Annotated in this window: 21 protein-coding genes, 1 tRNA gene and 1 pseudogene; 12 read left to right on the top strand and 11 right to left on the bottom strand. The window is 63.1% G+C overall.

Annotation, left to right across the window (positions count from 1 at the left end):
* Positions 1 to 23: 23 nt before the first annotated feature.
* From ubiB to leuB, 3 genes are all read right to left on the bottom strand, one after another.
* On the bottom strand, positions 24 to 1,586 hold the full coding sequence (gene ubiB / locus AKJ13_RS04845; protein WP_050732336.1) for a 2-polyprenylphenol 6-hydroxylase: 1,563 nt from the start codon (positions 1,584 to 1,586) through the stop codon (positions 24 to 26).
* A 64-nt stretch (positions 1,587 to 1,650) separates the two neighbouring features.
* A complete protein-coding gene (gene ubiE / locus AKJ13_RS04840) occupies positions 1,651 to 2,433 on the bottom strand; it encodes a bifunctional demethylmenaquinone methyltransferase/2-methoxy-6-polyprenyl-1,4-benzoquinol methylase UbiE (protein ID WP_007559838.1) in 783 nt (260 codons plus the stop codon).
* 188 nt (positions 2,434 to 2,621) lie between these two features.
* Positions 2,622 to 3,731 (bottom strand): 3-isopropylmalate dehydrogenase, encoded by a 1,110-nt coding sequence (leuB, locus tag AKJ13_RS04835; RefSeq protein WP_050732335.1) that lies wholly within the window; start codon positions 3,729 to 3,731, stop codon positions 2,622 to 2,624.
* A 411-nt stretch (positions 3,732 to 4,142) separates the two neighbouring features.
* On the opposite strand from leuB, the gene AKJ13_RS04830 reads away from it, so the two are divergent.
* The 4 genes from AKJ13_RS04830 (at position 4,143) to AKJ13_RS32190 (ending at position 6,587) form a co-directional block, all read left to right on the top strand.
* Positions 4,143 to 5,702 carry a 2-isopropylmalate synthase gene (locus tag AKJ13_RS04830; protein WP_050732334.1) on the top strand — a complete coding sequence of 520 codons (1,560 nt, stop codon included), beginning with the start codon at positions 4,143 to 4,145 and terminating at the stop codon, positions 5,700 to 5,702.
* Between the two features lie 103 nt (positions 5,703 to 5,805).
* Positions 5,806 to 5,881: transfer RNA gene (locus AKJ13_RS04825), tRNA-Lys, on the top strand.
* Between the two features lie 369 nt (positions 5,882 to 6,250).
* Positions 6,251 to 6,445 carry a hypothetical protein gene (locus AKJ13_RS04820; protein ID WP_050732333.1) on the top strand — a complete coding sequence of 65 codons (195 nt, stop codon included), beginning with the start codon at positions 6,251 to 6,253 and terminating at the stop codon, positions 6,443 to 6,445.
* 4 nt (positions 6,446 to 6,449) lie between these two features.
* Positions 6,450 to 6,587 carry a hypothetical protein gene (locus AKJ13_RS32190; protein WP_200905588.1) on the top strand — a complete coding sequence of 46 codons (138 nt, stop codon included), beginning with the start codon at positions 6,450 to 6,452 and terminating at the stop codon, positions 6,585 to 6,587.
* 230 nt (positions 6,588 to 6,817) lie between these two features.
* Here AKJ13_RS32190 and AKJ13_RS04815 read toward each other — a convergent pair whose 3' ends face one another.
* From AKJ13_RS04815 to AKJ13_RS30240, 4 genes are all read right to left on the bottom strand, one after another.
* The gene (locus tag AKJ13_RS04815; protein WP_050732332.1) at positions 6,818 to 7,306 is read right to left on the bottom strand and encodes a hypothetical protein; all 489 of its coding nucleotides are present in this window, start codon (positions 7,304 to 7,306) and stop codon (positions 6,818 to 6,820) included.
* A 227-nt stretch (positions 7,307 to 7,533) separates the two neighbouring features.
* On the bottom strand, positions 7,534 to 7,737 hold the full coding sequence (locus AKJ13_RS04810; protein ID WP_144426185.1) for a hypothetical protein: 204 nt from the start codon (positions 7,735 to 7,737) through the stop codon (positions 7,534 to 7,536).
* 253 nt (positions 7,738 to 7,990) lie between these two features.
* The gene (locus AKJ13_RS31275) at positions 7,991 to 8,401 is read right to left on the bottom strand and encodes a hypothetical protein (protein ID WP_144426184.1); all 411 of its coding nucleotides are present in this window, start codon (positions 8,399 to 8,401) and stop codon (positions 7,991 to 7,993) included.
* Positions 8,401 to 8,805 carry a type II toxin-antitoxin system antitoxin SocA domain-containing protein gene (locus AKJ13_RS30240; protein WP_200905587.1) on the bottom strand — a complete coding sequence of 135 codons (405 nt, stop codon included), beginning with the start codon at positions 8,803 to 8,805 and terminating at the stop codon, positions 8,401 to 8,403. Before AKJ13_RS30240 ends, AKJ13_RS31275 begins: the two co-directional genes overlap by 1 nt.
* A 677-nt stretch (positions 8,806 to 9,482) precedes the next feature.
* On the opposite strand from AKJ13_RS30240, the gene AKJ13_RS30235 reads away from it, so the two are divergent.
* Both AKJ13_RS30235 and AKJ13_RS31270 read left to right on the top strand, forming a co-directional pair.
* Positions 9,483 to 10,358: an ATP-grasp fold amidoligase family protein gene (locus tag AKJ13_RS30235; RefSeq protein WP_082316858.1), complete on the top strand. Its 876-nt coding sequence runs from the start codon at positions 9,483 to 9,485 to the stop codon at positions 10,356 to 10,358.
* Positions 10,359 to 11,301: 943 nt separating this feature from the next.
* Positions 11,302 to 11,649, top strand: coding sequence for a hypothetical protein (locus AKJ13_RS31270; protein WP_144426183.1), 348 nt, complete (start codon positions 11,302 to 11,304; stop codon positions 11,647 to 11,649).
* Positions 11,650 to 12,016: 367 nt separating this feature from the next.
* Here the strand turns inward: AKJ13_RS31270 and AKJ13_RS04805 are convergent, their stop codons facing one another.
* Genes AKJ13_RS04805 through AKJ13_RS32185 form a run of 3 tightly spaced genes read right to left on the bottom strand, consistent with a single transcriptional unit; the run spans position 12,017 to position 13,124 of the window.
* On the bottom strand, positions 12,017 to 12,568 hold the full coding sequence (locus AKJ13_RS04805) for a hypothetical protein (protein ID WP_050732330.1): 552 nt from the start codon (positions 12,566 to 12,568) through the stop codon (positions 12,017 to 12,019).
* 20 nt (positions 12,569 to 12,588) lie between these two features.
* Positions 12,589 to 12,936, bottom strand: coding sequence for a hypothetical protein (locus AKJ13_RS04800; protein ID WP_050732329.1), 348 nt, complete (start codon positions 12,934 to 12,936; stop codon positions 12,589 to 12,591).
* 17 nt (positions 12,937 to 12,953) lie between these two features.
* A complete protein-coding gene (locus AKJ13_RS32185) occupies positions 12,954 to 13,124 on the bottom strand; it encodes a hypothetical protein (RefSeq protein ID WP_200905595.1) in 171 nt (56 codons plus the stop codon).
* 514 nt (positions 13,125 to 13,638) lie between these two features.
* Between AKJ13_RS32185 and AKJ13_RS30220 the strand changes: the two genes are divergently transcribed.
* Entirely contained in the window at positions 13,639 to 15,708 is a 2,070-nt protein-coding gene (locus AKJ13_RS30220; RefSeq protein WP_244471512.1) for an EAL domain-containing protein, read from the top strand.
* A 71-nt stretch (positions 15,709 to 15,779) separates the two neighbouring features.
* Here AKJ13_RS30220 and AKJ13_RS04795 read toward each other — a convergent pair whose 3' ends face one another.
* Positions 15,780 to 16,967, bottom strand: a complete 1,188-nt coding sequence (locus AKJ13_RS04795) for a site-specific integrase (RefSeq protein ID WP_050732328.1) — start codon at positions 16,965 to 16,967, stop codon at positions 15,780 to 15,782.
* Positions 16,968 to 17,436: 469 nt separating this feature from the next.
* On the opposite strand from AKJ13_RS04795, the gene AKJ13_RS04790 reads away from it, so the two are divergent.
* From AKJ13_RS04790 to AKJ13_RS04770, 5 genes and pseudogenes are all read left to right on the top strand, one after another.
* On the top strand, positions 17,437 to 18,078 hold the full coding sequence (locus AKJ13_RS04790) for a hypothetical protein (protein ID WP_050732327.1): 642 nt from the start codon (positions 17,437 to 17,439) through the stop codon (positions 18,076 to 18,078).
* 355 nt (positions 18,079 to 18,433) lie between these two features.
* Positions 18,434 to 18,901 (top strand): annotated as a pseudogene (locus AKJ13_RS32545) (AraC family transcriptional regulator); the annotation flags it as partial.
* Positions 18,902 to 19,020: 119 nt separating this feature from the next.
* Positions 19,021 to 19,386 carry a helix-turn-helix transcriptional regulator gene (locus AKJ13_RS32540; RefSeq protein WP_244471511.1) on the top strand — a complete coding sequence of 122 codons (366 nt, stop codon included), beginning with the start codon at positions 19,021 to 19,023 and terminating at the stop codon, positions 19,384 to 19,386.
* Positions 19,387 to 19,571: 185 nt separating this feature from the next.
* The gene (locus AKJ13_RS04780) at positions 19,572 to 21,260 is read left to right on the top strand and encodes an MCP four helix bundle domain-containing protein (protein WP_050732326.1); all 1,689 of its coding nucleotides are present in this window, start codon (positions 19,572 to 19,574) and stop codon (positions 21,258 to 21,260) included.
* A gap of 359 nt (positions 21,261 to 21,619) precedes the next feature.
* Positions 21,620 to 21,805, top strand: coding sequence for a hypothetical protein (locus AKJ13_RS04770; RefSeq protein ID WP_050732325.1), 186 nt, complete (start codon positions 21,620 to 21,622; stop codon positions 21,803 to 21,805).
* The last annotated feature ends 48 nt before the right edge of the window (positions 21,806 to 21,853 follow it).

Raw genomic sequence — 21,853 nt, 5'->3', positions numbered from 1 at the left:
CAGGGCTCACCCCGTCCCGGTCATCAGACGCCGCGGAACGCCATCACCAGCGCCCCGACGGCAATGCCCCAGAGCGCCAGGGTCGACCAGATCGCGCGCCGACCCTCGCTGCGGGCGAAGTGCTCCAGACGCCGCGCATCGCCGGTGCCGGCCTCGTCGAGCCGGATCAGCACGCGCTTAAGCCGGGTCGCGAGGTCGGGAATATCGCCGACTAGATCGGAGACCACCCGCAGCGCCTCGAAGCCGCTCTGGGCGCGCCCGAGCGGGCCGGCATTCTTGGTGATCCAGCTGCGCACCACCGGTTCGGCGGTGGTCCACATGTCGAGGCGCGGATCGAGCGAGCGGGCCACGCCCTCGACCACCACCATGGTCTTCTGGAGCATCACGAGTTCGGTCCGCGTGCTCATGTCAAACAACGCGGTGATGTCGAACAGCAGGGTCAACACCTTGGACATCGAGATTTCGTCGGCCCGGCGCTGATGGATTGGCTCGCCGATCGCCCGGATCGCCTGCGCGAAATCCTCCACCGAGTGGTGCGCCGGCACGTAGCCGGCCTCGAAATGCACTTTCGCCACCCGGCGGTAGTCGCGCAGGATGAAGCCGAGCAGGATCTCCGCCAGGAACCGGCGCTCGTTCAGGCCGAGCCGGCCCATGATGCCGAAATCGACCGCGACCAGCCGGCCCTCGGCGTCGACCAGCAGATTCCCCTGGTGCATGTCCGCGTGGAAGAAGCCGTCGCGGATCGCCTGCCGCAGGAAGCTCTGGATCACCGTGCGGCCGATCGCCTGCGGATCGTGGCCGGCGGCGGCGAGCTCGGCCGCGCTGTGCAAGCGCACGCCCTCGATCCACTCGGCCGACAGCACCTCCCGGGCGGTCAGCTCCCATTCGGGCTTCGGCACCCGGAAATCGAGGTCGTCCTTGGTGTTCTCGGCGATCTCCGAGGCGGCGGCGGCCTCGAGGCGGAAATCCATCTCCATCAGCACGGAGCGGGCGAGGATCTCGACGACCTCGCGCGGGCGCAGCCGCTCGGCTTGCGGCGAGAGCGCGTGCACCACCCGGGCCATGAACCGCATGACTTCGAGGTCGCGCATGAAGCGCTCCCGCACGCCCGGGCGCATCACCTTCACGGCAAGCGCCCGCCGGGTGCCGTCGGCATCCTGCACCACGGCCTTATGGACCTGCGCGATCGAGGCGGCGGCGATCGGCTCGCTGAACGACACGAATAGCGCGTGCACCGGCTTGCCCAGCGCCATCTCGACCACCTTGAGGGCGGTCTCCTGCGGGAACGGCGGCACCCGGTCCTGCAACCGCTCCAGGTCGGAGGCCGCCCGCATGCCGACGATGTCGGGCCGGGTCGCCAGGAACTGGCCGAACTTCACGTAGGACGGGCCGAGCCGCGTCAGGGCGGCCGACAATCCGGCGGCGCCATGTCCCAGACCGCGCCGCTCCAGCGTACGCCCGAGCTTGAGGGCGAAGCGCAGATGGGCCGGCAGCTCGGATGGGTCGACGAGGGCGAGGGCGCCCTCGCGCGCCAGGACGAAGCCGACCCGGGCACCGCGGAACAGGTTGATCGCGGCGCCGATCATGAACGCACCGGGGCTTTCCCCCCCACCGCGACGGCGGGCGGGCGGTGGCATGCGTTGGCCAAGATCAGGAGACCTTCCAGCCGGAATGGATCGCCACGATCCCGCCGGACAGCGGCCGGTCCGTAACGTGGCGGAAGCCAGCGCGCTCGATCATGCCCGCGAAGGCGCCGCGCGTCGGGAACTTGCGGATCGACTCGACCAGGTAGCGGTACGATTCGGCATCGCCGGCGACACGTGCGCCGATCCGCGGGATCACGTGGAAGGAATAGGCGTCGTAGATCTTGTCGAGCAGCGGGATGTCGACCGCGGAGAATTCCAGGCACAGGAACCGGCCGCCGGGCTTCAGCACCCGGCGCGCCTCGGCCAGCGCGGTCTCGATCCGCGGCACGTTCCGGATGCCGAAGGCGATCGTGTAGGCGTCGAAGGCGGCGTCCGGCAGCGGCAGGCTCTCGGCGTTGCCGGTCACGAAGGCGATCCGGTCGCCCGCATCCTCGACCTTCTCGCGGGCCCGCTCGGCGCCGACGCGCAGCATCGATTCGTTGATGTCGAGCACCGTGACCCGCGTCTTCGGGCCGCCCGCGGCGAGAACCCGGAACGCCACGTCGCCGGTGCCGCCGGCCACGTCGAGATGCGCGAAGGGCCGGCCCTGCGGCGGCCGCAGCATCGAGACGAGCTGCGCCTTCCAGGCCCGGTGCAGGCCCGCCGACATCAAGTCGTTCATGACGTCGTAGCGGCGGGCGACCGAGTGGAAGACGCTGTCGACGCGCCCCTGCTTCTCGTCGAGCGACACGCGCTCGAAGCCGAAATCCGCGCTCTCGCGCTCCGTCGCCCCGTCCCCGGCCTTCATGACGCTCCCGTTCTGAGAGCCGTTCCCGATCGCGCTGCGCCCGGGCACGGATCCAAGTTCTCGATGTTGCGCGCTCGCTGGTGCCGAACCGGTATCCGCTTCGGCGGCGAGCGCTTTTAAGCCCGTGCGTCATAGCGAACGCCGCGCCCATCCGCCATGCGTCCTATCACGCGGGCGGTGACGGATCCTCAGCCGACGCGGGCGCGCAGGGCGTCGGCCACGGCGTTCGCCATGGCGCGGGTGCCCATCGGGTTGGTGCCCTCACCGGCGATATCGGCGGTGCGCGCGCCGCTTGCGAGCGCATCCATCACGGCGCCGTCGAGCGCGTCCGCCGCCTCACCGAGCCCGAACGAGTAGCGCAGGCACATGGTCAGCGAGCCGATCATCGCGATCGGGTTCGCCTTGTCCTGGCCGGCGATGTCCGGGGCCGAGCCGTGGCAGGGCTCATACAGCGCCCGGCGCACGCCGCTGTCATCCACGGCGCCCAGCGAGGCCGAGGGCAGCATGCCGAGCGAGCCGGTGAGCATCGCGGCGAGGTCGGACAGCACGTCGCCGAACAGGTTGTCGGTCACGAGCACGTCGAACTGCTTCGGCCGGCGCACCAGCTGCATGGCGCAATTGTCGGCGAGCACGTGCTCCAGCTCGATCTGGGCGTAGTGCTCGGCATGGACCTTGGTCACGACCTCCTTCCACAGGACGCCGGACTTCATCACGTTGTGCTTCTCGGCCGAGGCGACCCGGCCAGAGCGCTTGGCCGCCAGATCGAAGGCGACGTGCGCGATCCGCTCGATCTCGCCGGTGGTGTAAACCTGCGTGTCCACGGCCCGCTTCGAGCCGTCTGGCAGGGTCGTGATCTCCTTGGGCTCGCCGAAATAGACACCGCCGGTCAGCTCGCGGACGATCATGATGTCGAGGCCTTCGACCAGCTCGCGCTTGAGCGCGGAGGCGTCGGCCAGCGCCGGGTAGCAGATTGCCGGCCGCAAATTGGCGAACAGCTCCAGATCCTTGCGCAGGCGCAGCAGGCCGGCCTCCGGGCGGTTCTCGTAGGCGACGCCGGCCCATTTCGGGCCGCCCACCGCGCCAAGCAGGATCGCGTCCGCGGCGCGGGCGCGCGCCAGGGTCTCGTCCGAGAGCGGGCTGCCATGCGCATCGAGGGCGCAGCCGCCGACGAGATCGGTCTCGGTCTCGAAGGTCGCGAGCCCAGTCTCCTTGAGGGCGTCGAGCACGACCTGCATGCCGCCCGCGACCTCCGGGCCGATCCCGTCGCCGGGGAGGAGCAGGAGCTTGTAGCTGGCCATGACGGTCTCGCGGGTTCTCTCTCGATGTGCCGGCGGGCTTTATCGAGGGCGGGGCGCGCTTGGCAAGGCGCCGAGCCGGGGCGGACCTTGTGTTTCCGTGGCGACGGCGCTACCTCTGCCGCCCACTGCGCGGGTGCTGCTTCACGCCGTCCGCGCCCCACCCGGGAGAGACGAGCCTTGGCCAGAGCCGGCTCAGCGATCGAGACCGCCCGCGCCGCTTCGACGGTGATTCGGTCCCGTGCGCGCCGCTCCGGGCTTCTTCTTCCGCTTCTGCTTACCCGCCCCTGAGGGCCGTCTGGGCGTGCGCGCCTGGGCCTTCAGGGGAGTTTCTGCACTCGCGACATCCAGCCCCGCCCGGGGCACCACGCCGGCCCGAGCCTTCCGCCGGGCGGCCCGCGATAGGGTAACGCCATGACCTCCAGCACCACCGCCCGCGAACGCATCGTCATCTTCGACACGACCCTGCGCGACGGCGAGCAATGCCCCGGCGCCACCATGACCCACGACGAGAAGCTCGCGGTCGCCGAGCTCCTCGACGCGATGGGCGTCGACATCATCGAGGCCGGCTTCCCGATCGCGTCGATCGGTGACTTCGAGGCCGTGTCGGAGATCGCCCGGCGCACCAAGCGCGCCACCATCGCGGGTCTCGCCCGCGCGATTCCCGCCGACATCGCCCGGGCCGGCGAGGCGGTGCGGCACGCCAAGCGCGGGCGGATCCACACCTTCGTGTCGACCTCGCCGATCCACCTCGCCCACCAGATGCGCAAGACCCAGGACGAGGTGCTCGAGATCATCCTGAAGACCGTGGCCCAGGCCCGGGACCTCGTCGAGGACGTGGAATGGTCGGCCATGGACGCGACCCGCACGCCGATCGACTACCTGTGCCGCTGTGTCGAGGCGGCGATCAAGGCCGGCGCCACCACGATCAACCTGCCCGACACGGTGGGTTACGCCACGCCCTCCGAGTACCGCGACATGTTCGCGTCCGTGCGCGAGCGGGTGCCGAACGCCGATCAGGCCGTCTTCTCGGTCCATTGCCACAACGACCTCGGCCTCGCGATCGCCAATTCCCTCGCCGGCATCGAGGGCGGCGCTCGGCAGGTCGAGTGCACGATCAACGGCATCGGCGAGCGGGCCGGCAACGCCGCGCTCGAGGAGATCGTCATGGCCCTCCGCACCCGCGCCGACGTGCTGCCCTACGAGACCGGCATCGAATCGACCATGCTGACCCGCGCCTCGAAGCTGGTGAGCCACGCCACCAACTTCCCGGTGCAGTTCAACAAAGCGATTGTCGGCCGCAACGCCTTCGCGCACGAGAGCGGCATCCACCAGGACGGCATGCTCAAGAACGCCGAGACCTATGAGATCATGACCCCGGCCTCGGTGGGCCTGACCAAGACCTCCTTGGTGATGGGCAAGCATTCCGGCCGGGCGGCCTTTCGCTCCAAGCTCGACGATCTCGGCCTGCACCTGTCCGACAACCAGTTCCAGGACGCGTTCGAGCGGTTCAAGGCCTTGGCCGACCGGAAGAAGCACGTCTACGACGAGGATATCGAGGCGCTCGTCGACGAGAACCTCGCCACCGCCCATGACCGGATCCGGCTGGTCTCGCTCTCGGTGATCGCCGGCACGCGGGGGCCGCAGCGCGCCACCCTGCGCATCGCCGACGAGACCGGCACCCGGATCGAGGAGGCGGACGGCAACGGGCCGGTGGACGCCGTGTTCAACGCGATCACCGCCCTGGTGCCGCACAAGGCCGAGCTGGAGCTGTACCAGGTCCAGGCCGTCTCCGGCGGCACCGACGCCCAGGCCGAGGTCTCGGTGCGCCTGCGCGACGGCGAGCGCAGCGTCACCGCCCGCGGCGCCGATCCCGACACCCTGGTGGCCTCCGCCAAGGCGTATCTCTCGGCGCTGAACAAGCTCGCGGCCCACGCCGTGCGGGTTCATGCACAGCACGCGGCGGCGGAATAACAAAAAACCTGCATCCGGGGGTGGACAGCCCCCGGATGCGTTGGTATCAGCCCGCCACCCCGGACGGACTTGGTGGCCACCCGGGCGGGTCGCAGACGCGATCGGGCGCATAGCTCAGTTGGTAGAGCAGCTGACTCTTAATCAGCGGGTCCTAGGTTCGAACCCTAGTGCGCCCACCAAGACTTAGCCCTCCGGGTGCTTAGTACGAACTACCTCCACTAAGCACATACTAAGCACGTGAGGCACCTGCAGTCAGTCGGGTTGCCCCACTTGGTCCGCATCGGGATCCTGCTGGCGCATCCAGTGAGGGGATGAGGCATGAGTGAGTCTGAAGACTCCGCTGCCCCTTCGCTTTCCGTCGGGCTAATCATCCGGAGGATGACGACGTGAGTTGGGGCTGTCTCAGAACGATCTCGCCCGTCAGCTCGGCATTGCACAGAGTTCGATCAGCAGACTAGAGCGCGGACTTGAAGGCGCGCGTCATGTCTCTCGCATCTTGAGTGCTCTAGGAACTGACGCTGATACCGCCGACGTAGGAAGCCCGGCACATGGCTGACCAACCCAATGCAGGGGCGGCGATCCAGCACATGATGCGCCGGCTCGACGGGTTCGCCCGCGGGCTCGGCCTGGACGAGGCGACCACGCGGCGGATCGTCGAGAAGGTCGCCGCGGACATGGTGGATCAGCCTTACGAGCAGCGCATGATTGAGGCTCGGACCCGAATGATCGTGGCGTCCGCGTAGCCGCATGCTCGAGGAGGATCCCATCGCCGAGGCCGTGACAGTGCTCACGTCCCGCGGTCACACCGTAGAGCCCGACGACGACTTCGAGAACTGGCGCGTGGACGGCGGTGAGCCAATCGCGGCCGGGGACCTGCTGGCGTGAGCCATCGTGCTCGGCCTGAACGGCGGCGTCGGCCGGCTGCAGTAGCGCTGTGCGGATCGAACGAACAGGCGCCCGGCCGCGCAAGGACACCCGCAGGCGCGTGTTGGCGGCCCTCACCGCGGAGCCGGCGACCGCTACGCAGATCGCTGAGCGTGCCGGAATCCCGGGCCGGGAGCGAGGCCGGGAGGCCGCTCTGGTGCTGGCGCGCCTCGAGGTGACCGGCCTGGCGATCAGGGAGGAGGCGGATCGGCGGGCGCCGCGCTGGCGGGCGCCGCCGGCCGCTCCCGCTTCTCGACGATCCGACACCGATCCCGGAGCGTGACCTCGTGCTTCGGCCAGAGCTCGCAGGCCACCCGGAACGCGGCCCGCGCCATGTCGATCGGGTAGATCACCGCGAGCTGCGCTTCGATGCCACCGCCTGTCTCGGTCCAGACCTCGACCGTGTAGGGCACGCCGGGCGGGACCGGAATGGTCGGGCGCATGGGCGGCGGCAGCGTGATCGCGGCGAGGCACAGGTGCTCGTATTTCCGGGCCGGCGGCGAACCGGGCGGGCGCTGGTAGCGGCACGACGCCGTCAGGGTGCGCAACACGTCAAGCGTGGACATGTCCGGCCCGAACCGCTCGCGAAGGCTGGTGACGGTGTACCGGCCCGAGCGCTTGCAGGACGAGCAATCCACATAGACCCGACCGGGCTGAATATCGCGCAGGAGCCCTGCCACCGTCGCCTCCGTTCTGGAACGAAGACGGAACGGGCCAGATCGGGCAGGCCCGATCAACGGGCGCCGGCTGCGTCTCGGATCTTGCCGGTGGAGCGGTGTGGATCGTGCCGGAGAACGCCTGTCGGATCAGGCGCTTCGAGCGCCCTTCGCTTCGAGCTCCCAGACCGGCGGCTCTCTGGTCTGCCCAGGCTTCGTCCGGTAGCCGGAGAAGCGACCTGGTGCAGCGCTTACTCGTCGTCCCACCTCATGGCATCCAGCCTGATGGACGCGACCTCGATTCCGGTGCCGTCCACGTCGATCACGAGTGCGATCTCGGCGTCACGTTGGGCGATCTCCGCTTCCGCGAGCCGTTTGGCGGCAGCTCGATCCTCGCAGCCCTCAGCCTCGCCGATGACAGCGCCGTCTCTGCGGAATTCAACACGGTAGGTCATGGCCTCACATGCCATGGGTAGATGACGGCTTCAAAGCGTTCGATCTGATTGCGCCAGGTGGCGACGGCGGGCGGGAGAGGGTATCCACCTCTACATAGCGGCGCTTATTTCACCGCCTACGCTGACGAGACAGTTTGGCGAGAGGATCGTAGCGGTAGGGGGGAGGCAGCAATGAGCCGACTTGCTTTGATCAGTCGGCGCTGTCCTCGCGTATCTCGCACGCACCAGCGGAGAGGATACTGCCAGCGACGAGCTAGCTAAGGCGTTTCTTCATGTGGGATGACACTACGCCAGTAACAAACCCGCCTGTTACTACAAGCTGCAATTTGTCCAGCGCCGTATTACTCAAGAAGTGCCAAGATTCCGGCGTAACGAGATGATAAGCCCAGACGCCAAACAAACCCAGAAATGTGACAAATCCAAACCATAATGCAAATATGGAGATAGTCTCGAAATTATCTCCGAATTTTTCGGCCCTGTCTGACTCGCGCTCTTCAGACTTTCTCTTGATCTCACTAACTTTTGCGCCGCTTCCAATTAGCTGGGCTTCTTTTATCCCAGCATCATCGCGGCCGACAACCATCCCTCGTGACGCTGTCTCAGCATCGATCCTTGGAATTTGCTTCGGTTGCTCATCTTCCTCGTCAGAAGCAACTTCCGTCATCAGGGCCGCACTTGGCGTGGGTGATCGTCAAAGAAAGCAAGACGCTCGTAGTGATCCTCGATAATATCGTTTGGTATTTCGACTCCAAACTCGCCATCTTCGTAAGTCATATCCCAGGGTGTTCCAGGAGCATGCGTTAGCCTAGAAAGGGCCGGGCCGCTCATGTCACCGTAGATATTATATACTTGCTCTACAATGCTCTTTTCGTTCTTGTTGAGTGTGTCCGAACTTGGAGCGCTCAGAGGCCCGACAACGGGCGAACTCCGAAAGTGCCGCATAGCATTATAGAGGCGTGGAATGACAGGCCCGTACTGCCAGGCCTGGACTTCGTCCTTAATCAACGGCTTTCCATACAGGCCGAGCCGCCAGCCGTGGGCAATATAGACCAGCTTGAGGATCTGCATGGGCGTCAACGACGCTCCTCGGCGATCCGCCAATGCTAAAAATTGGTTGGCTATGGTGTTACTGTCGTGCATCAGATCACGGGGCGGACGTGATTCGGGGAGCCGACGCTGCGCATGCGCGGACTTATACCCATACGAGATTAAAAAGATAGTGCGGTGTTTCGCGTTTGTTCTCTTAATGCGACGTTGCGCCACATAGCCAACGGATGGGTATGATGAGTCGCAAAAGATATTCGAACAGACTTAGAGGTAAGTCTAAAATCCTACCGTGTCGCTGGCATAGGCAAGCGCAGACTGCACCTTCAATGTTAGCACCCCTTCGAAGCCCGCCGGGTGGGCCCCTTTGAATCCACTCGGCGCCGCCCCGATCTGCTCACGGGGCGGGGGAGCGTCTGAACTCGCTAGTGCGCAGACAGAATGGCCGCTTGCGGTTCATCAAGCGTGAACTGACATGACGGACCGGGTGAACCGTGATGATATTGCCGCCCGGCAGCTGTACCACGCAGGGCCTTGATCTCCCTCAAGAAGGCCACCCAGCGCCTTCAGCAGATTGACCTAAGATCACAATTCGACCCAGCGCATATAAAGCAATCGTCGGCTTTTAAATAACATGAGTTATGGCTCGAAATTTAATTCGCCTTACGGCACCGTGATACTTGCGTGGCGGGAACATTGTGATGTCACATCGGTTCAAGATTCTCATCAAACGGGTTCTCCCAAGAAGAATGATGATCTATGGATTACATCGTAGGTCGCACGGTGTTTGGCCCAATTTCCGAAAGCAGCAGACGTTTAGCGAGAAGATCGCCGGTCGGGTACTACGACCGCGGAAGATTTACAGCCCGCTTAGTGATAAATTTTTCGTTCGTGAATACGTGAGGCAAAGAGCAGGTGGCAGCTATCTCACAAAATTATATGACGTGATTTCGCAAGCGGAGGATATCGATCTCGACAAGCTTCCGCGTAGTTTTGCAATGAAAGCCACGCACGGCTCAGGTTGGGTGAAGTTAGTTTCAGACAGCTCATCGATAGATCGGCCGGAAATCGTGAACACTGCCGCCTCGTGGCTGAAACTTAATTATTACAAACTCGGTCTAGAAAGCCATTATGATTGTATTCCTCCTTTAGTCATGTTCGAGGAGCTGCTTATTAACGAAGGTAAATTGGCAGATGATTACAAAATTCATTGTTTCCAGAAGAATGGCGAACGGCGTCAAATCGTACAGGTCCACACAAATCGCTTTACAAATCATTGTGTGAATTTATTCGACCGCGACTGGAGGCCTCTCGATGTAAATCATGGGCACAAGAGAAGGCCCGCGGATGGTGTTGATAAACCAGATAACCTTGACGAATTATTATTTGTCGCTAATCAGTTATCAAGCGGGTTCAATTATGTGAGAGTTGATTTATATAATATAGATGGCCGAATTGTATTTGGTGAACTGACTTTCACCCCAGGTGCGGCCAAAGACAAATTTGATCCGCCGGGAATGGATAGCGTTTGGGGGACTTACTTCGACTCCGATGAAGTATGTTACCAAGAGGAATGAAAAATACTAACCGGGCGCGCAGGTGGCCTGCAGAGCTTGTGCGATGGCGGAGTTGAGAGCAGGTGATTAGCTGGTCCGGATTCTCCGAATCGTAGAAGACTATGTATGAGACCACGCCAAATAATCGCAAGCGCGAGCTGCGGTTCCTGTTCCATAGGGTCCGGTGAAGAGCAAGGCGTCGCCGACGAACTAGAGGCCCAAGGGAGCCGCGTTAAGATCCCGCTCGGCCCCGCCCCGATCTGATCACGGGGCGGGGGAGCGTCCGATCGCTCCAGCGGTCGAGCCCATACGCAACGCGGCTCGGGATGCACGAAGCTCGGGTCACATAAGAAAAAGTGGCGCTGGCGGATCGGCGTTGCCGTCCTTGGCTGGCACTACCAACTAGGAAGCCGAAGCAGCCTCGGGCTGCTCGATCCAGCATCCTATTAGGGCGGATCACCGCCCCCGGGCAACCGGGATTGGTCACCATGCGCCTGCTCATGCTCGGGGCTTCTCTGCTGCTCCTGCCAGCGCCCGCGTCAGCTCTTTGTCGCTGCACGTGCGTCCGGGGCGAGATGAGGCCGGTCTGCCAGCAAACCGACCTCATGGTGCCGATCTGTCAGGGCCTTTGCGAAACGAACATTCGCCCCGACCGCGTCGTGACGCCTCTGGCTGGTGGGCGTCAGGAGTATGCCCCTGTCTCACCCTCTGGTCCCGCTCCTACCAGCCTTGAGTCCTCAAATCCAAATCTGGACACGAGCCCAAACGGGCAGCCGCTGGGTACGCCAGGTCAGCTCTCCGGAAGCGTCGATTCAACCCTTTCCGGCGGCGGCGGATCAAGCTCTTCGGCGGGCGCGGCGGGCGGACGGTGAGGAACGAGAAGCCCGCGCTGGCGAACCGGGCGGGGCTGAAGGTGTTACGTCTCAGATGCAACAGACGAAGGGGGCGCAGTCAGGTGGATTCGATGTTCGATTTCGATAAAGCAGTTCAAGCTGTAGACGCCAAGCTGAAAGAACAGCAGGAGGAAACGAAGCGCAACGATGAAGAAGTAAAGCGCATTGCAAATGAACTTGCTACTCAAGCTGACAAATGGCGCAACGCAAAGGGATTTAATTTTGACGTTACTAGAAACGGCAGCAAGGTAGTTCTTACATCTGGACGTCGGTCATTACATATTGAAGTTATACCAGGACCAAACTTCACGTTCAAGGAGACAATTAACGGCGCGTCTAATAGCTCGGGCGTTAATGGGGGGCCTACCGGATCGGTCGGCATGAGGGAATCGATTTATCTATGGGTGAAAAGTTTGTAGTCGGCGCCGTGAACCGAGACAACTGGCGTTATGTATTTGGCAATATTATCGTCGGAGCGTGAAATAATTTACCGAGTACGGTCAGGCCGCTGTTGCGACTAGCAGAATACTTCTTTCTAAATTCGGACCTGAATTGTTGAAAGCGAGCGGATCCGACGCAAGAAGCACCTGCGATGCAGTGGAAAATTCAGCCCCGCGCGGCGGCTGCCGGCGGGGCTGGAAGTGGTTCGGGAGGAACCGCGGGAACATCGCAAGCCGTGGGCCAGCTATCGCGGATCCCGCGGCACGGCCCAACCGACGATGATCCCGATCAGAAGCGAGACCAAGGCCCAGACGTGGCTCAGGTCCTGGCCGGGCGGTGCGCAGTTCACGGTGATGGCGCCCGCGGTAAGATCTCGAACTCCAGCGGCGGCAGGATCGTCGTGATCGACCATCCGAGCGCGCGCTGCAACGGGTTGCAGTCGTATGCCACCACGCCGAGGAGCCGCCCGCGGCCGGGCATGGCGTCGAGCGGGATGAACGGGCCGATCACCTCCTCCTCGCGCCCCAGCGGCCCGTAGGCGTCGAAGCGCTCGGCCTCGTAGTCGAGCCGCCGACCGGCGCCGTCGACCAGCCACCAGCGGCGCGTGATCTCGCAGGAGCGCGACCGCTCCCGCACGCCGCGGATCAGCAGCCGCTCACCGGGTCGGACCAGCTTGCCCGGGTTGACGACCTCGCGCGAGACTTGCCGGACCGGGGGGTCGCGGTCGATCGCCATGGCGAAGATCCAGCCGACCACGAACAGGAGGGTGCTGTAGTAGAGCCCGTTGAGCACGAGCTGCAGGCGGGCTTGCCGCTTGGAGGGGCCGTAGGCGAGTTCGATGGCACGGGCATAGATTTCGTCGGTACGGTCCACCTCGGGGAGCATCGTGACCTGCATGGGTTCCGGTTTTGGGGGCATCAGTGCGGCACCCCGCCCTTCGACAGGACGAGCCCGACGATCGCCAGCACGATGGCGCCGAGCACGGATTTCACCAGCCAGCCGACGTGGTCCTTCAGCTTGGACACGTCGTCGACCACGTCCTTGAGTTCGGTCTTGGTGGCGTAGACGTTGCGGAGATCCTCCCGGATCCCGCGCACATCGGACTGGACCGCATCGAGCTTCGTCGCCGAGACCGCGACGTCGACCTGCATCTTGGTCCAGGCGGCCTCGTCCTGGCTCTTCTGGCCTTCCGGCATCATGGCCTCTTGATCCTGGAACCGTAGGAAGGCGGGTGGCTGCGTGACGGCTTCGAGGGCGGCGGCCATGTCGCGCGCATCCCGGCTCAGCGCCGAACCGCCTGCGCCCCGGGCACGGCCCCCGGCACGCCCGTTGTCCGCTCGTAGGTGCGCATCACGCCGATCCCAAGCAGACCGGCCAGGATCGGCCAGAGATCGTTCATGACGAGGGTCGGCGGGGCCGGGAACGCGATGCACGGCATTGATCCCGCGCGCACCGTCGTGCGCTTCCCCGACGTGTGCAAGGAGCTTGGCCTCAGCGCGACCACGCTCCGGCGGCTGTGCCGGGAAGGGAAAGGGCCTCCGCTACTACAGCTCAGCGAGCGCCGGTCCGGCGTTCGCCGAGGTGACCTCGACGCATGGGTCGAGGGTTTGAAGAAATACAACCCAGAGGCCTAATCTGCCACTTCAAATTTCAACCTGAGCTGATTTCGCCAAATCCGTCCTTCGACTTGTTGCAGAAGGTCGGAATGGTCGCTACCGGTCGCACGATTAGATAGACTTGTCCAAATAGGGCTAATTGCCGTATTTCATTATATAATTTTGCAAAATGCCAGCATGCGTCTTGTATCACTATCATCGAAAGCAATAGCATTATCGAATTTGCCGCAAATATTAGCCAGCAGCCAACTCGAAGGCAGATTTGATAATGCTGCGAATATCTTAATACTTTATGAAATCGTCGCAATTAACCATCCTGCCATTATTTGAAGCGCCTTCGGGAACTATTAATTGGACGTTATCGTAATAACGATGGAAATAGTCAGTGCAACGCTCCGTATCGAACATTTTAGAGTAGTGATCATGGATGGATACGGACGCTATGGATGGAACGGCACGTCACGAATGAATGCCTCGAGCGCCCTGCAGCAATTTTTGCTGGGCCTCGGCGTAGAAACCGCCGATCGCCAAATCGTTATCCGTCAACTCGCCGAACTCCAACCGCAAATCATTTCCCTTTATGCACTCATTTTGGTTAATGCATTCGCTTTGGCGTTCACGCATTATTCCCTGGCCCCAGTATGGCTTACCCTCGGCGCACCCGGGGTACTTTTGCCGATTTGCATTGCGCGTGGAATTCACTGGTGCCGTCTTCGTCCTGACGAAACATCTCATGCGGATGCTGTTCGTCACTTGCGCCGCACAAGCGTCGTGACCGTGTTGCTGTCCATCGGGTTCGTAAGCTGGGGGTTGGCACTGGACGAGTACGGCGGCCCCTATCATCAGGCACACGTCGTAGTATTCATAGCGATTACGGTTATTGCGTGTATTTTCTGCTTAAGCCATCTGCCAACTGCCGCCTTTCTTGCTACCGCCATCGTAATGGGGGTCTTCATACCTTACTATCTGATGAGCGGAAATACCGTATTTGTTGCTATTGCTCTCAACGTTCTATTTGTAACAATTGTTATGGTTCGGATCATCGTAAAAAGTTTTGTTAATTTTCTACAACTGTATGATGCACAAACGGAGGCACAAAGACTAGTTGATGAGAATAAGCGCTTGGCGATGACTGATAGTCTCACTTCGCTGCCGAACAGACGCTACTTCTTCGAGCAACTAAACAAGTTACTCAAAACTTCTGCGGACGGCCAGCACGGTTTTGCGCTTGCCATTTTTGATTTGGATCACTTCAAGCCTATCAACGACTCCTACGGGCACACTGCGGGAGACAGAGTGCTTGTGGAGGCAGGACGCCGCTTCGCATCATTAGCAACCGAAGACATCATAGTCACCCGCTTAGGCGGAGATGAATTCGGCCTACTTGTGCGGTATTCTGGTGCTGCTTCGGAAGTTCTCACGCTCTGCAACGGGATTTGCGAGACACTGCATATTCCGGTCCCTTTGGGAGACACGCAGGTCGTCCCAGGCTGCTCAGGCGGACTGGTGGTCTATCCAACCGGCGGCCATACCGCAGACGAATTGTTCGATCGCGCAGACTATGCTCTCTACCATTCCAAAGCGAGCCAACGCGGCAGAACGACGATATTTTCTCAGGAGCACGAAGATGCAATCCGAGCCGAACGCGCAATAGAAACCAATCTGCAAAACGCAGATCTCGCGAAGGAAATGGAGGTGGTCTTCCAGCCTATATTAGACACTGCCTTTAATACTATTTCGCTTGTCGAAGGTTTGGCGCGCTGGAACAGTCCTACCCTCGGTCGCGTCTCACCTGATCGTTTCATTGCGGCTGCAGAACGCTGTGGGATGATCCACACTTTGACCATCATGCTTCTTCGAAAGGCGCTCGCGGACGCTGTCCATCTGCCGCTTACAGTAGGCCTATCATTCAACCTCTCGTCGCACGACCTCGTATCACCTTCTACGATCATGTCGATAATAGCGTCCGTTCGTCAGAGCAACTTCGACCCTCGCCGCCTCACACTAGAGTTGACCGAAACCGCTTTGATGCGCGACTTTGAGGCAGCAAGAGGATCAATCGCTGCGTTAAGAGCAATAGGGATCAAAATCGCCCTGGATGACTTCGGAACCGGCTACTCAAGTTTAAGCTACGTTCACCGCCTGCACCTGGACAAGATTAAAATTGATCGCAGCTTTCTTGCTGATATCGATACCGAAATTGGATACAACGTTGTAAATACTATCGTCGATTTGTGTAGAAATTTGCATATTGACTGTATTGCCGAGGGAATTGAAACGAAGGAACAACTTAGCACAATGCGAAGCCACGGATGCAGATATGTCCAGGGATACCTGGTTGGCAAACCCATGCCTTTTGGAATGCTGCTCCACGAGCTCGAAGTCCGAGCCGCCGCACACAGCGACCAGTTCGTCGCCTGATTTCAGCTATTTTGCGAGAGGATTCTTGGAAAGATCCTTCTAACGGTACTGCGTTTTTTCACAGCCGCCACCTATAACAGACACGGGCCAAGCTTTTCGCCTGCCAGCATTTCTGTGGCGGCAAGAGCGCTGGCCCATAAATCGAGCGCCTCGCGCTTCTCAGGGTTGTATAGCGCATGGTTGTAGACGCCGGCCACACCCGCCCGGAATCCGGACACGTGGTTCAGAACCGCCTCGACCACGTGGGGCAGCACACCCCGGTCGTTCATGCCGGTGGACACGGTCCGCCGCAGGTCATGCAACCGCCAGTCGGTGACACCAGACCGCTTGTCGAGTGCGGCCTTCGCCTTTGAGAAGCCTGAGAACGCCCCGGCTCCGTCACCGAACAGGTACGAGCGTCCAGAGATCGGCTGGATCCTAGCCAGGACTTCGAGGGCAGGGCGGGAAAGCGGCACGTCATGCGGCAGACTGTTCTTGGTCCGCGCGCCCGGCAGATGCCAGACGCCGCTGGCTAGATCGAGCTCGCCCCATCGGAGTCCCGCGACCTCCTCCCGGCGCTGACCGGTGAGCAGCAGCAGCCGCACGATCCGGCCGAAATCGTCGTCCCGGCAGGCCTTGAGCACCGCCGCGATCTCGTCGGGCTTCAGCACCCGGCGGCGCTTCTCCTCCTGAGCCGTCTTCAGGGTGCCGACGACGGGATTGGTGTCGGCCGCGCCGGTGCCGATCAGCCATGCGTAGAACGCCGAGAGTGTGGCCCGCGCCCGATTCGCCGCGTAGGGCCCGCTTTCCTCCGTGATCACCGCTAGGCGATCGGCTACGTTCGCCCGGGAGACGGAGTGCAGCGGCAGCCGGTGCAGCGGCTTCCAAGCCACCTGCATGTACCGCGTCGCATCCCGGAGCGAGCTGTCGCGCAACCGCTTCCCGGCCGCCGCGAGGTAAGGCTCTACCTTCGAACCAAGGGTCAGGGCGGCCCTGGCCTTGGCGATCTGTCGCTCCGCGTGCGGATCCTCGCCGAGCTTGGCCCGCGCCAGACGCTCACCTGCTGCGCGTCTGGCGTCCATGGCCGATAGGAGGCCCGCTCGCCCCAGGGTCTCTCGCTTGGTTTTTCCCAGATTGTTGCGATACTGGACGATCCACTGCCGCGAGCCACCCCGGTTCACGCACAGCCCGAAGCCCGGCAGATCGTCGTCGAACACCACGACCTGGGCCCGTTCGGTCGGCAGCGGCACGGCGGCGGCGGTCTGGTTGGTCAGGCGCATTCCACTGATCACATACTAAGCATGCGAGGTACGCACGACGGCGCGTCGCGGACCAACGCTCAGAGGGTATCAGCGAAAAGAGCAGCGAAATCAACGGCACACGGCGGCCACTAAGCAGCTAATTTGCGTCATGGTGCCTATAGCCTAGTCCTCTTAATCAGCGGGTCCTAGGTTCGAACCCTAGTGCGCCCACCAAGATTTTCTGAACATTCTCTTGTGAAGACAACTTCGAGGCTGCGGATGAGCCGCTGCGCTTGATGTTTCTGCGTTCCGGCCGGAGCGACGCACGGGAAGGGTCCGGCAGCGAAGCTGCCATGCGGCCTGCTGTTCCGTACACAACGAAATCAAAACCTGCCCGATAGCGTGGAGGACAATTTCTCCCGCCTATGCGATCTAGATTTCGGAACTATCTCCGCCTGAAGATGGTCTAGCCGTCGCTTGTCGATGGTTGAACTCGGAGATTTGTCGGTTGGTTCGCTTCGCCTCGATCGTTGCCGCCGCAGGCGCCCTGGCGGCGTGCGGGCCCGCCTGGGCGGCGCCGGAGATCACCCTGGCGGCGATCGCAACGGGCCGGCTCTACGTCGTCGGGACCACGGATCGCCCGCACATGCCCGTGGTGCTGGAGGACAAGTTCCGCACCGAATCGGATGACAAGGGCAAGTTCCAGTACGAATTGGTCTACCACCCGGCCCGCTGCATCGTCGCGGCCACGATCGACGGCAAGGCCGTCGAGGCGGTCGTGAGCAATTGCGGGCAGCAATGCGCAGTCGCCCCGCCGAACGCCGCGGCGCCGCTCCCGGCGATGCCGGGGCGGGCAGGGTTGCCCGCGGCCGCCGGCCCGCCGACGCGCGCACCGCAGAACCGGGCGCATGCCGCGACGCCTCCGGACCGCCCGGGCGCCACATCGGAGCCCGCCGCACCGGCTCCGGCCGGGCCGGCGGCCGGCGCACCCAGGAAGGTCCAGATCGAGCGGCCGCCGCGGCCACCTCAGCGCCCCGCCACGCAGGCGCCTCCGCAGGCCCGTGCCGTCCAGCCCGCGAAGCCGGCCCGCAAGCCTCGGCCGTCGCCGCGTGAGGCCCCCGACGAGGCCGGTCCACCGATCGCCGACTGATTGGCGGATCGCGTGGTCGCGGATGCAGCCGGATTGCGGGATTCATCGAGGATCGTAGGGCAACCGGGCGCATCGACGGCCGGACCGGCCGACCGCCTGTAGGACACTCCACATGACATTTTAACTCCGAGTACTATCGGCCACGCCTCATCGCCGCGCTTGCCGCCTATGCTCTATTATCAATGCTTATACTGCATATAATTCTGTTCCTGCGCTATTCGTGCGGAAACACTTATGCAATTTATGATTTCCGAGCCTTTGTTAAAAATCTACCCTCTTGTACGAGACGCGAGATAATTCCACGATCCAAGATTGAAAATGATGGGTCGATCGCCGACGCGAAGAAGACGATTTTTTGGCCCTCGGCGAGCATTCCGATTGCAATTTTGGGATCTGGAAAGATCTCGCGAATGCTCGCCTGATTCCGGCGGAGCTGTATCAGGTCGGCGACGGCACGTTCCACGGCCTGTTCGAAGGAAGCGATCTCGGGTCGCTGCTGATCACGCGTTCGACCTTCAGCGCCGTGCGTTTCGACTCGACACCGACGACGCTCCGCAGAAACGACAAGCGGGACACCCTCGCGGTCACGGTCAAGCTGTCTGGAACTTCGATGTGCGAGCAGTTCGGTCGACAAGCGATCGTACAGCCCGGCGAGATCATGGTCCTGGATCGAGCTCGCCCGTCCGTCCGGCAAACGACCGGACCGCCCCGCTCCCTCCTTCTGGAGATCCCACGCGACCGGCTGGAGAACCTTCTGGGTGACGCGCGCCACTTCTCGGTCCCGACCGTCGGGGCCGATCTCGGAAGCGCCCGGCTGGTGACGACGTTCCTTGACACGTTGCTGCGGGTCGAGAACACCCTCACGCCGCACGCCGCCCAGCGGATGTCGGCGATCGCCTGGACCTCGTCGCGGCCAGCATCGCCGAGCGCCTGGCGCGCGAAATGCCACGACCGCTGCACGGCACCGTCATGGTCCAACGCGCCAAAGCCTATGTCGAGGCTCATCTCGGCGACCCGGCCCTCGACCCGCCTCAGCTCGCCGCGGCGGTGGGTGTGTCGCTGCGCCGGCTGCGGGAGCTGTTCCACGAGCATGACCAGCACATCTTCGACTGGATCTGGCAGCGGCGGCTGGAGACGGCGGCCAAGCGGTTGACCGATCAGGGATGCCGCCATCTCTCCATCGGCACCCCGGCCTATGGCTGCGGCTATGCCAGCCAAGCCCATTTCTCTCGCCGGTTTGAGGACCGGTACGGCATGGCGCCGAAAGAATTCCGCCATCTCTCGGATCAACCCGCCCCGAAAATCTGATCGGGCGGAAACGCGCGTCGCTGACGTCGAAACAGGGCCGGGACGCCGGGCGACGCCCTTACGCCACCGGTCAACATTCGTAGCGCGAAAGACACCCGTAATCAGCGGTTGTTAATCTATCTTCGGCAAGCATTCGCGGCTGCAGCTCGGAGCGATTTTGTATTCCGCTGCATTGCGAGGTTGTCGTGACGCTGCAATCTGTATCCATTCGTACAAAGCTGATCGTGGCGTTCACCATCCTGACCGTCTTCGTGGTCGGCCTGGGCATGCTCGGTCTCGCGGCCACGCAGACGCTGCGCGATCAGACCGTCGCGATCGAGACGAACTGGTTGCCGAGCGTCAAGACGCTGAGCGAGATCAACACGCTCACGGCCCGCAGCAGCGGGCTCCTCCTGCGCCACACGCAGGCGACCGACCCGGCGCTTCTCGCGAGCATCGATAAGGACATCGCCAACTTCGATAAGACTCTGAACGAGAAGACCAAGCTCTATGAGGCGTTGATCAGCTCGCCGGAGGAAAAGGCGCTCTACGAGACCCTGAGCCGCGCATCCGAGAGCTTCCGGGGAATCCGGGACGAGGTGCTGAGCATCTCGCGCCGGGGTGACAAGGCACAAGCCTACGGCCTCTACGAGACGAGCGGACTCGCACCGCGTCGCGCCGTGTCCAGCGCCCTCGAGAAACTCGTCGCCCTGAACAACGACGGCGCCAGCGCTGCCGAGGCTCAAGGCAAAGCGGTCTTCGAGGAGACCCGGATGCTGATCCTCATCGCGATCGGGATCGCGGTGGCTCTGTCCGTGCTGTCGGGTGTTGTGATCGTCCTGGGTGTCACACGCGGCATCCGCTCGGTGGTGGAGCCGATGCAGTCTCTGATCGCCGGTGACCTTGCGGCGACGATTCCCCATCAGGGCGCGAAAACCGAGATCGGCAAGATCGCCGACGCTGTGCAGGTGTTCAAGGATGGGCTGATCCAGATGAAGGCGCTGGAATCCGAAACCGCCCAGGCCCGGCTCGCCGCCGAGGAGCAGCGCAAGCTCGGCATGCGCCAGATGGCCCAGGATTTCGAGCAGGCGGTGGGCGGGATCATCGGCCTGGTCTCAGCCTCGGCGACCGAGTTGCAGGCCACCGCGGGGGCGATGTCGGCGATGGCGGGCCAGACCTCCGCCCAATCCGGCGCGGTTGCGGCGGCTGCGGAAGAGGCTGCGTCCAACGTCAACACCGTGGCGGCTGCCGCGGAGGAGCTCGGCTCATCGGTCCAAGAGATCGGCCGACAGGTCGACGGCTCGGCCAGCCTGGCGCAGCGCGCCGTCAACGAGGCGGATCAGACAGCCGTGCTGGTGCAGGAGCTCAGCGCCGCCGCGGCCCGGGTGGGCGACGTGGTCGGGCTGATCTCGTCGATCGCCGGCCAGACCAACCTGTTGGCGCTCAACGCCACCATCGAGGCGGCCCGCGCCGGTGCGGCCGGCCGCGGCTTCGCGGTGGTCGCCTCTGAGGTGAAGGCGCTCGCCGAGCAGACCGCCAAAGCCACCGACGAGATCTCGGGCCAGATTGCCCGGATCCAGGCTTCGACCGGTCAAGCCGTGTCGGCGATCGGTTCGATCGCGACCCGGATCCAGGAGATCAGCGGCGTGACGACCTCGATCGCCGCGGCCGTCGAGGAGCAGGGCGCGGCGACGCAGGAGATCGTCCGCAACGTCAGCCAGGCCGCGATGGGGACGGGCGCGGTGACCAGCAACATCGCCGGCGTCGCGGGCGCCGCCGAGGAGACCGGGACGGCGGCGAGCCAAGTGCTCGGAGCGGCGTCGGAACTCTCGCGGCAATCGGAGCACCTTGCGGCGGAGGTCAATCGCTTCCTCGCCACCGTGCGCGCCGCCTAGATCAGGATTCGGCCGCGCGCTTATCGGCGGAAGCGCGCGGCCCACCGATCAGGCAGGTTATGATGCAGGTGCGCCGGAGCACGCCCGCCGGGAAAGCTTGGGCATACATCAGGGTCACACCGCGAACACAGTCGCGGACCTGATGGAGACTTCCAATGACCCTCGCAACCCGCCTCACCATTGCCACCGCCGTGACGATCGCCACCGTCGCGGTCCTGGCCGGATCCTATGTCCAGGCCCTGAGCCTCGCCCTGCCGGCGCATTTCGCCTGATGCGGTCAGGTCCCGGCGACGGAACGCCCGGCAATCCGGCGCTCCGCCGCCTTCGCGAACGAATGCCCCGCTCCGGGGAGGCAGGCGATGCACGCCATCCTGACGTCCATGGTCGACGGCGCGAGCTGGGTCGCCGAGACGCTCGATAGGCTTCTCGACGACACCCTTGAGGGCTTCGGATCCGCCGCCCCGCTCGTCGCACGGGACGATCTCGACGATACCGCCGAGGGTCCGCGGGTTCTGTCAACGAGCCCCCTCGTTCGTACGCCGTAGCAAAACCGGCCGGTCGCCGCCCGGCACGACCCTGACGACCCGGCTATT

It is taken from the genome of Methylobacterium sp. ARG-1 (assembly GCF_001262595.1).
Classification (GTDB): domain Bacteria; phylum Pseudomonadota; class Alphaproteobacteria; order Rhizobiales; family Beijerinckiaceae; genus Methylobacterium; species Methylobacterium brachiatum.
The sequence above is the reverse complement of the archived record's forward strand: the minus strand, read 5'-3'. Positions and strand labels throughout refer to the sequence as shown.

Bases quoted from the DNA above. Each gene is read 5' to 3' on its own strand.
- AKJ13_RS04820 (WP_050732333.1), top strand. From the start codon at position 6,251: ATGGCTGACCAACCCAATGCAGGGGCGGCGATCCAGCACATGATGCGC.
- AKJ13_RS04810 (WP_144426185.1), bottom strand. From the start codon at position 7,737: ATGACCTACCGTGTTGAATTCCGCAGAGACGGCGCTGTCATCGGCGAG.
- leuB (WP_050732335.1), bottom strand. From the start codon at position 3,731: ATGGCCAGCTACAAGCTCCTGCTCCTCCCCGGCGACGGGATCGGCCCG.
- AKJ13_RS30235 (WP_082316858.1), top strand. From the start codon at position 9,483: ATGTCACATCGGTTCAAGATTCTCATCAAACGGGTTCTCCCAAGAAGA.
- AKJ13_RS04800 (WP_050732329.1), bottom strand. From the start codon at position 12,936: ATGGCCGCCGCCCTCGAAGCCGTCACGCAGCCACCCGCCTTCCTACGG.
- ubiE (WP_007559838.1), bottom strand. From the start codon at position 2,433: ATGAAGGCCGGGGACGGGGCGACGGAGCGCGAGAGCGCGGATTTCGGC.
- AKJ13_RS04805 (WP_050732330.1), bottom strand. From the start codon at position 12,568: ATGCAGGTCACGATGCTCCCCGAGGTGGACCGTACCGACGAAATCTAT.
- AKJ13_RS32190 (WP_200905588.1), top strand. From the start codon at position 6,450: ATGCTCGAGGAGGATCCCATCGCCGAGGCCGTGACAGTGCTCACGTCC.
- AKJ13_RS30240 (WP_200905587.1), bottom strand. From the start codon at position 8,805: ATGCAGATCCTCAAGCTGGTCTATATTGCCCACGGCTGGCGGCTCGGC.
- AKJ13_RS04770 (WP_050732325.1), top strand. From the start codon at position 21,620: ATGCACGCCATCCTGACGTCCATGGTCGACGGCGCGAGCTGGGTCGCC.
- AKJ13_RS32540 (WP_244471511.1), top strand. From the start codon at position 19,021: ATGCCACGACCGCTGCACGGCACCGTCATGGTCCAACGCGCCAAAGCC.
- AKJ13_RS04795 (WP_050732328.1), bottom strand. From the start codon at position 16,967: ATGCGCCTGACCAACCAGACCGCCGCCGCCGTGCCGCTGCCGACCGAA.
- AKJ13_RS04830 (WP_050732334.1), top strand. From the start codon at position 4,143: ATGACCTCCAGCACCACCGCCCGCGAACGCATCGTCATCTTCGACACG.
- AKJ13_RS31275 (WP_144426184.1), bottom strand. From the start codon at position 8,401: ATGACGGAAGTTGCTTCTGACGAGGAAGATGAGCAACCGAAGCAAATT.
- ubiB (WP_050732336.1), bottom strand. From the start codon at position 1,586: ATGATCGGCGCCGCGATCAACCTGTTCCGCGGTGCCCGGGTCGGCTTC.
- AKJ13_RS31270 (WP_144426183.1), top strand. From the start codon at position 11,302: ATGTTCGATTTCGATAAAGCAGTTCAAGCTGTAGACGCCAAGCTGAAA.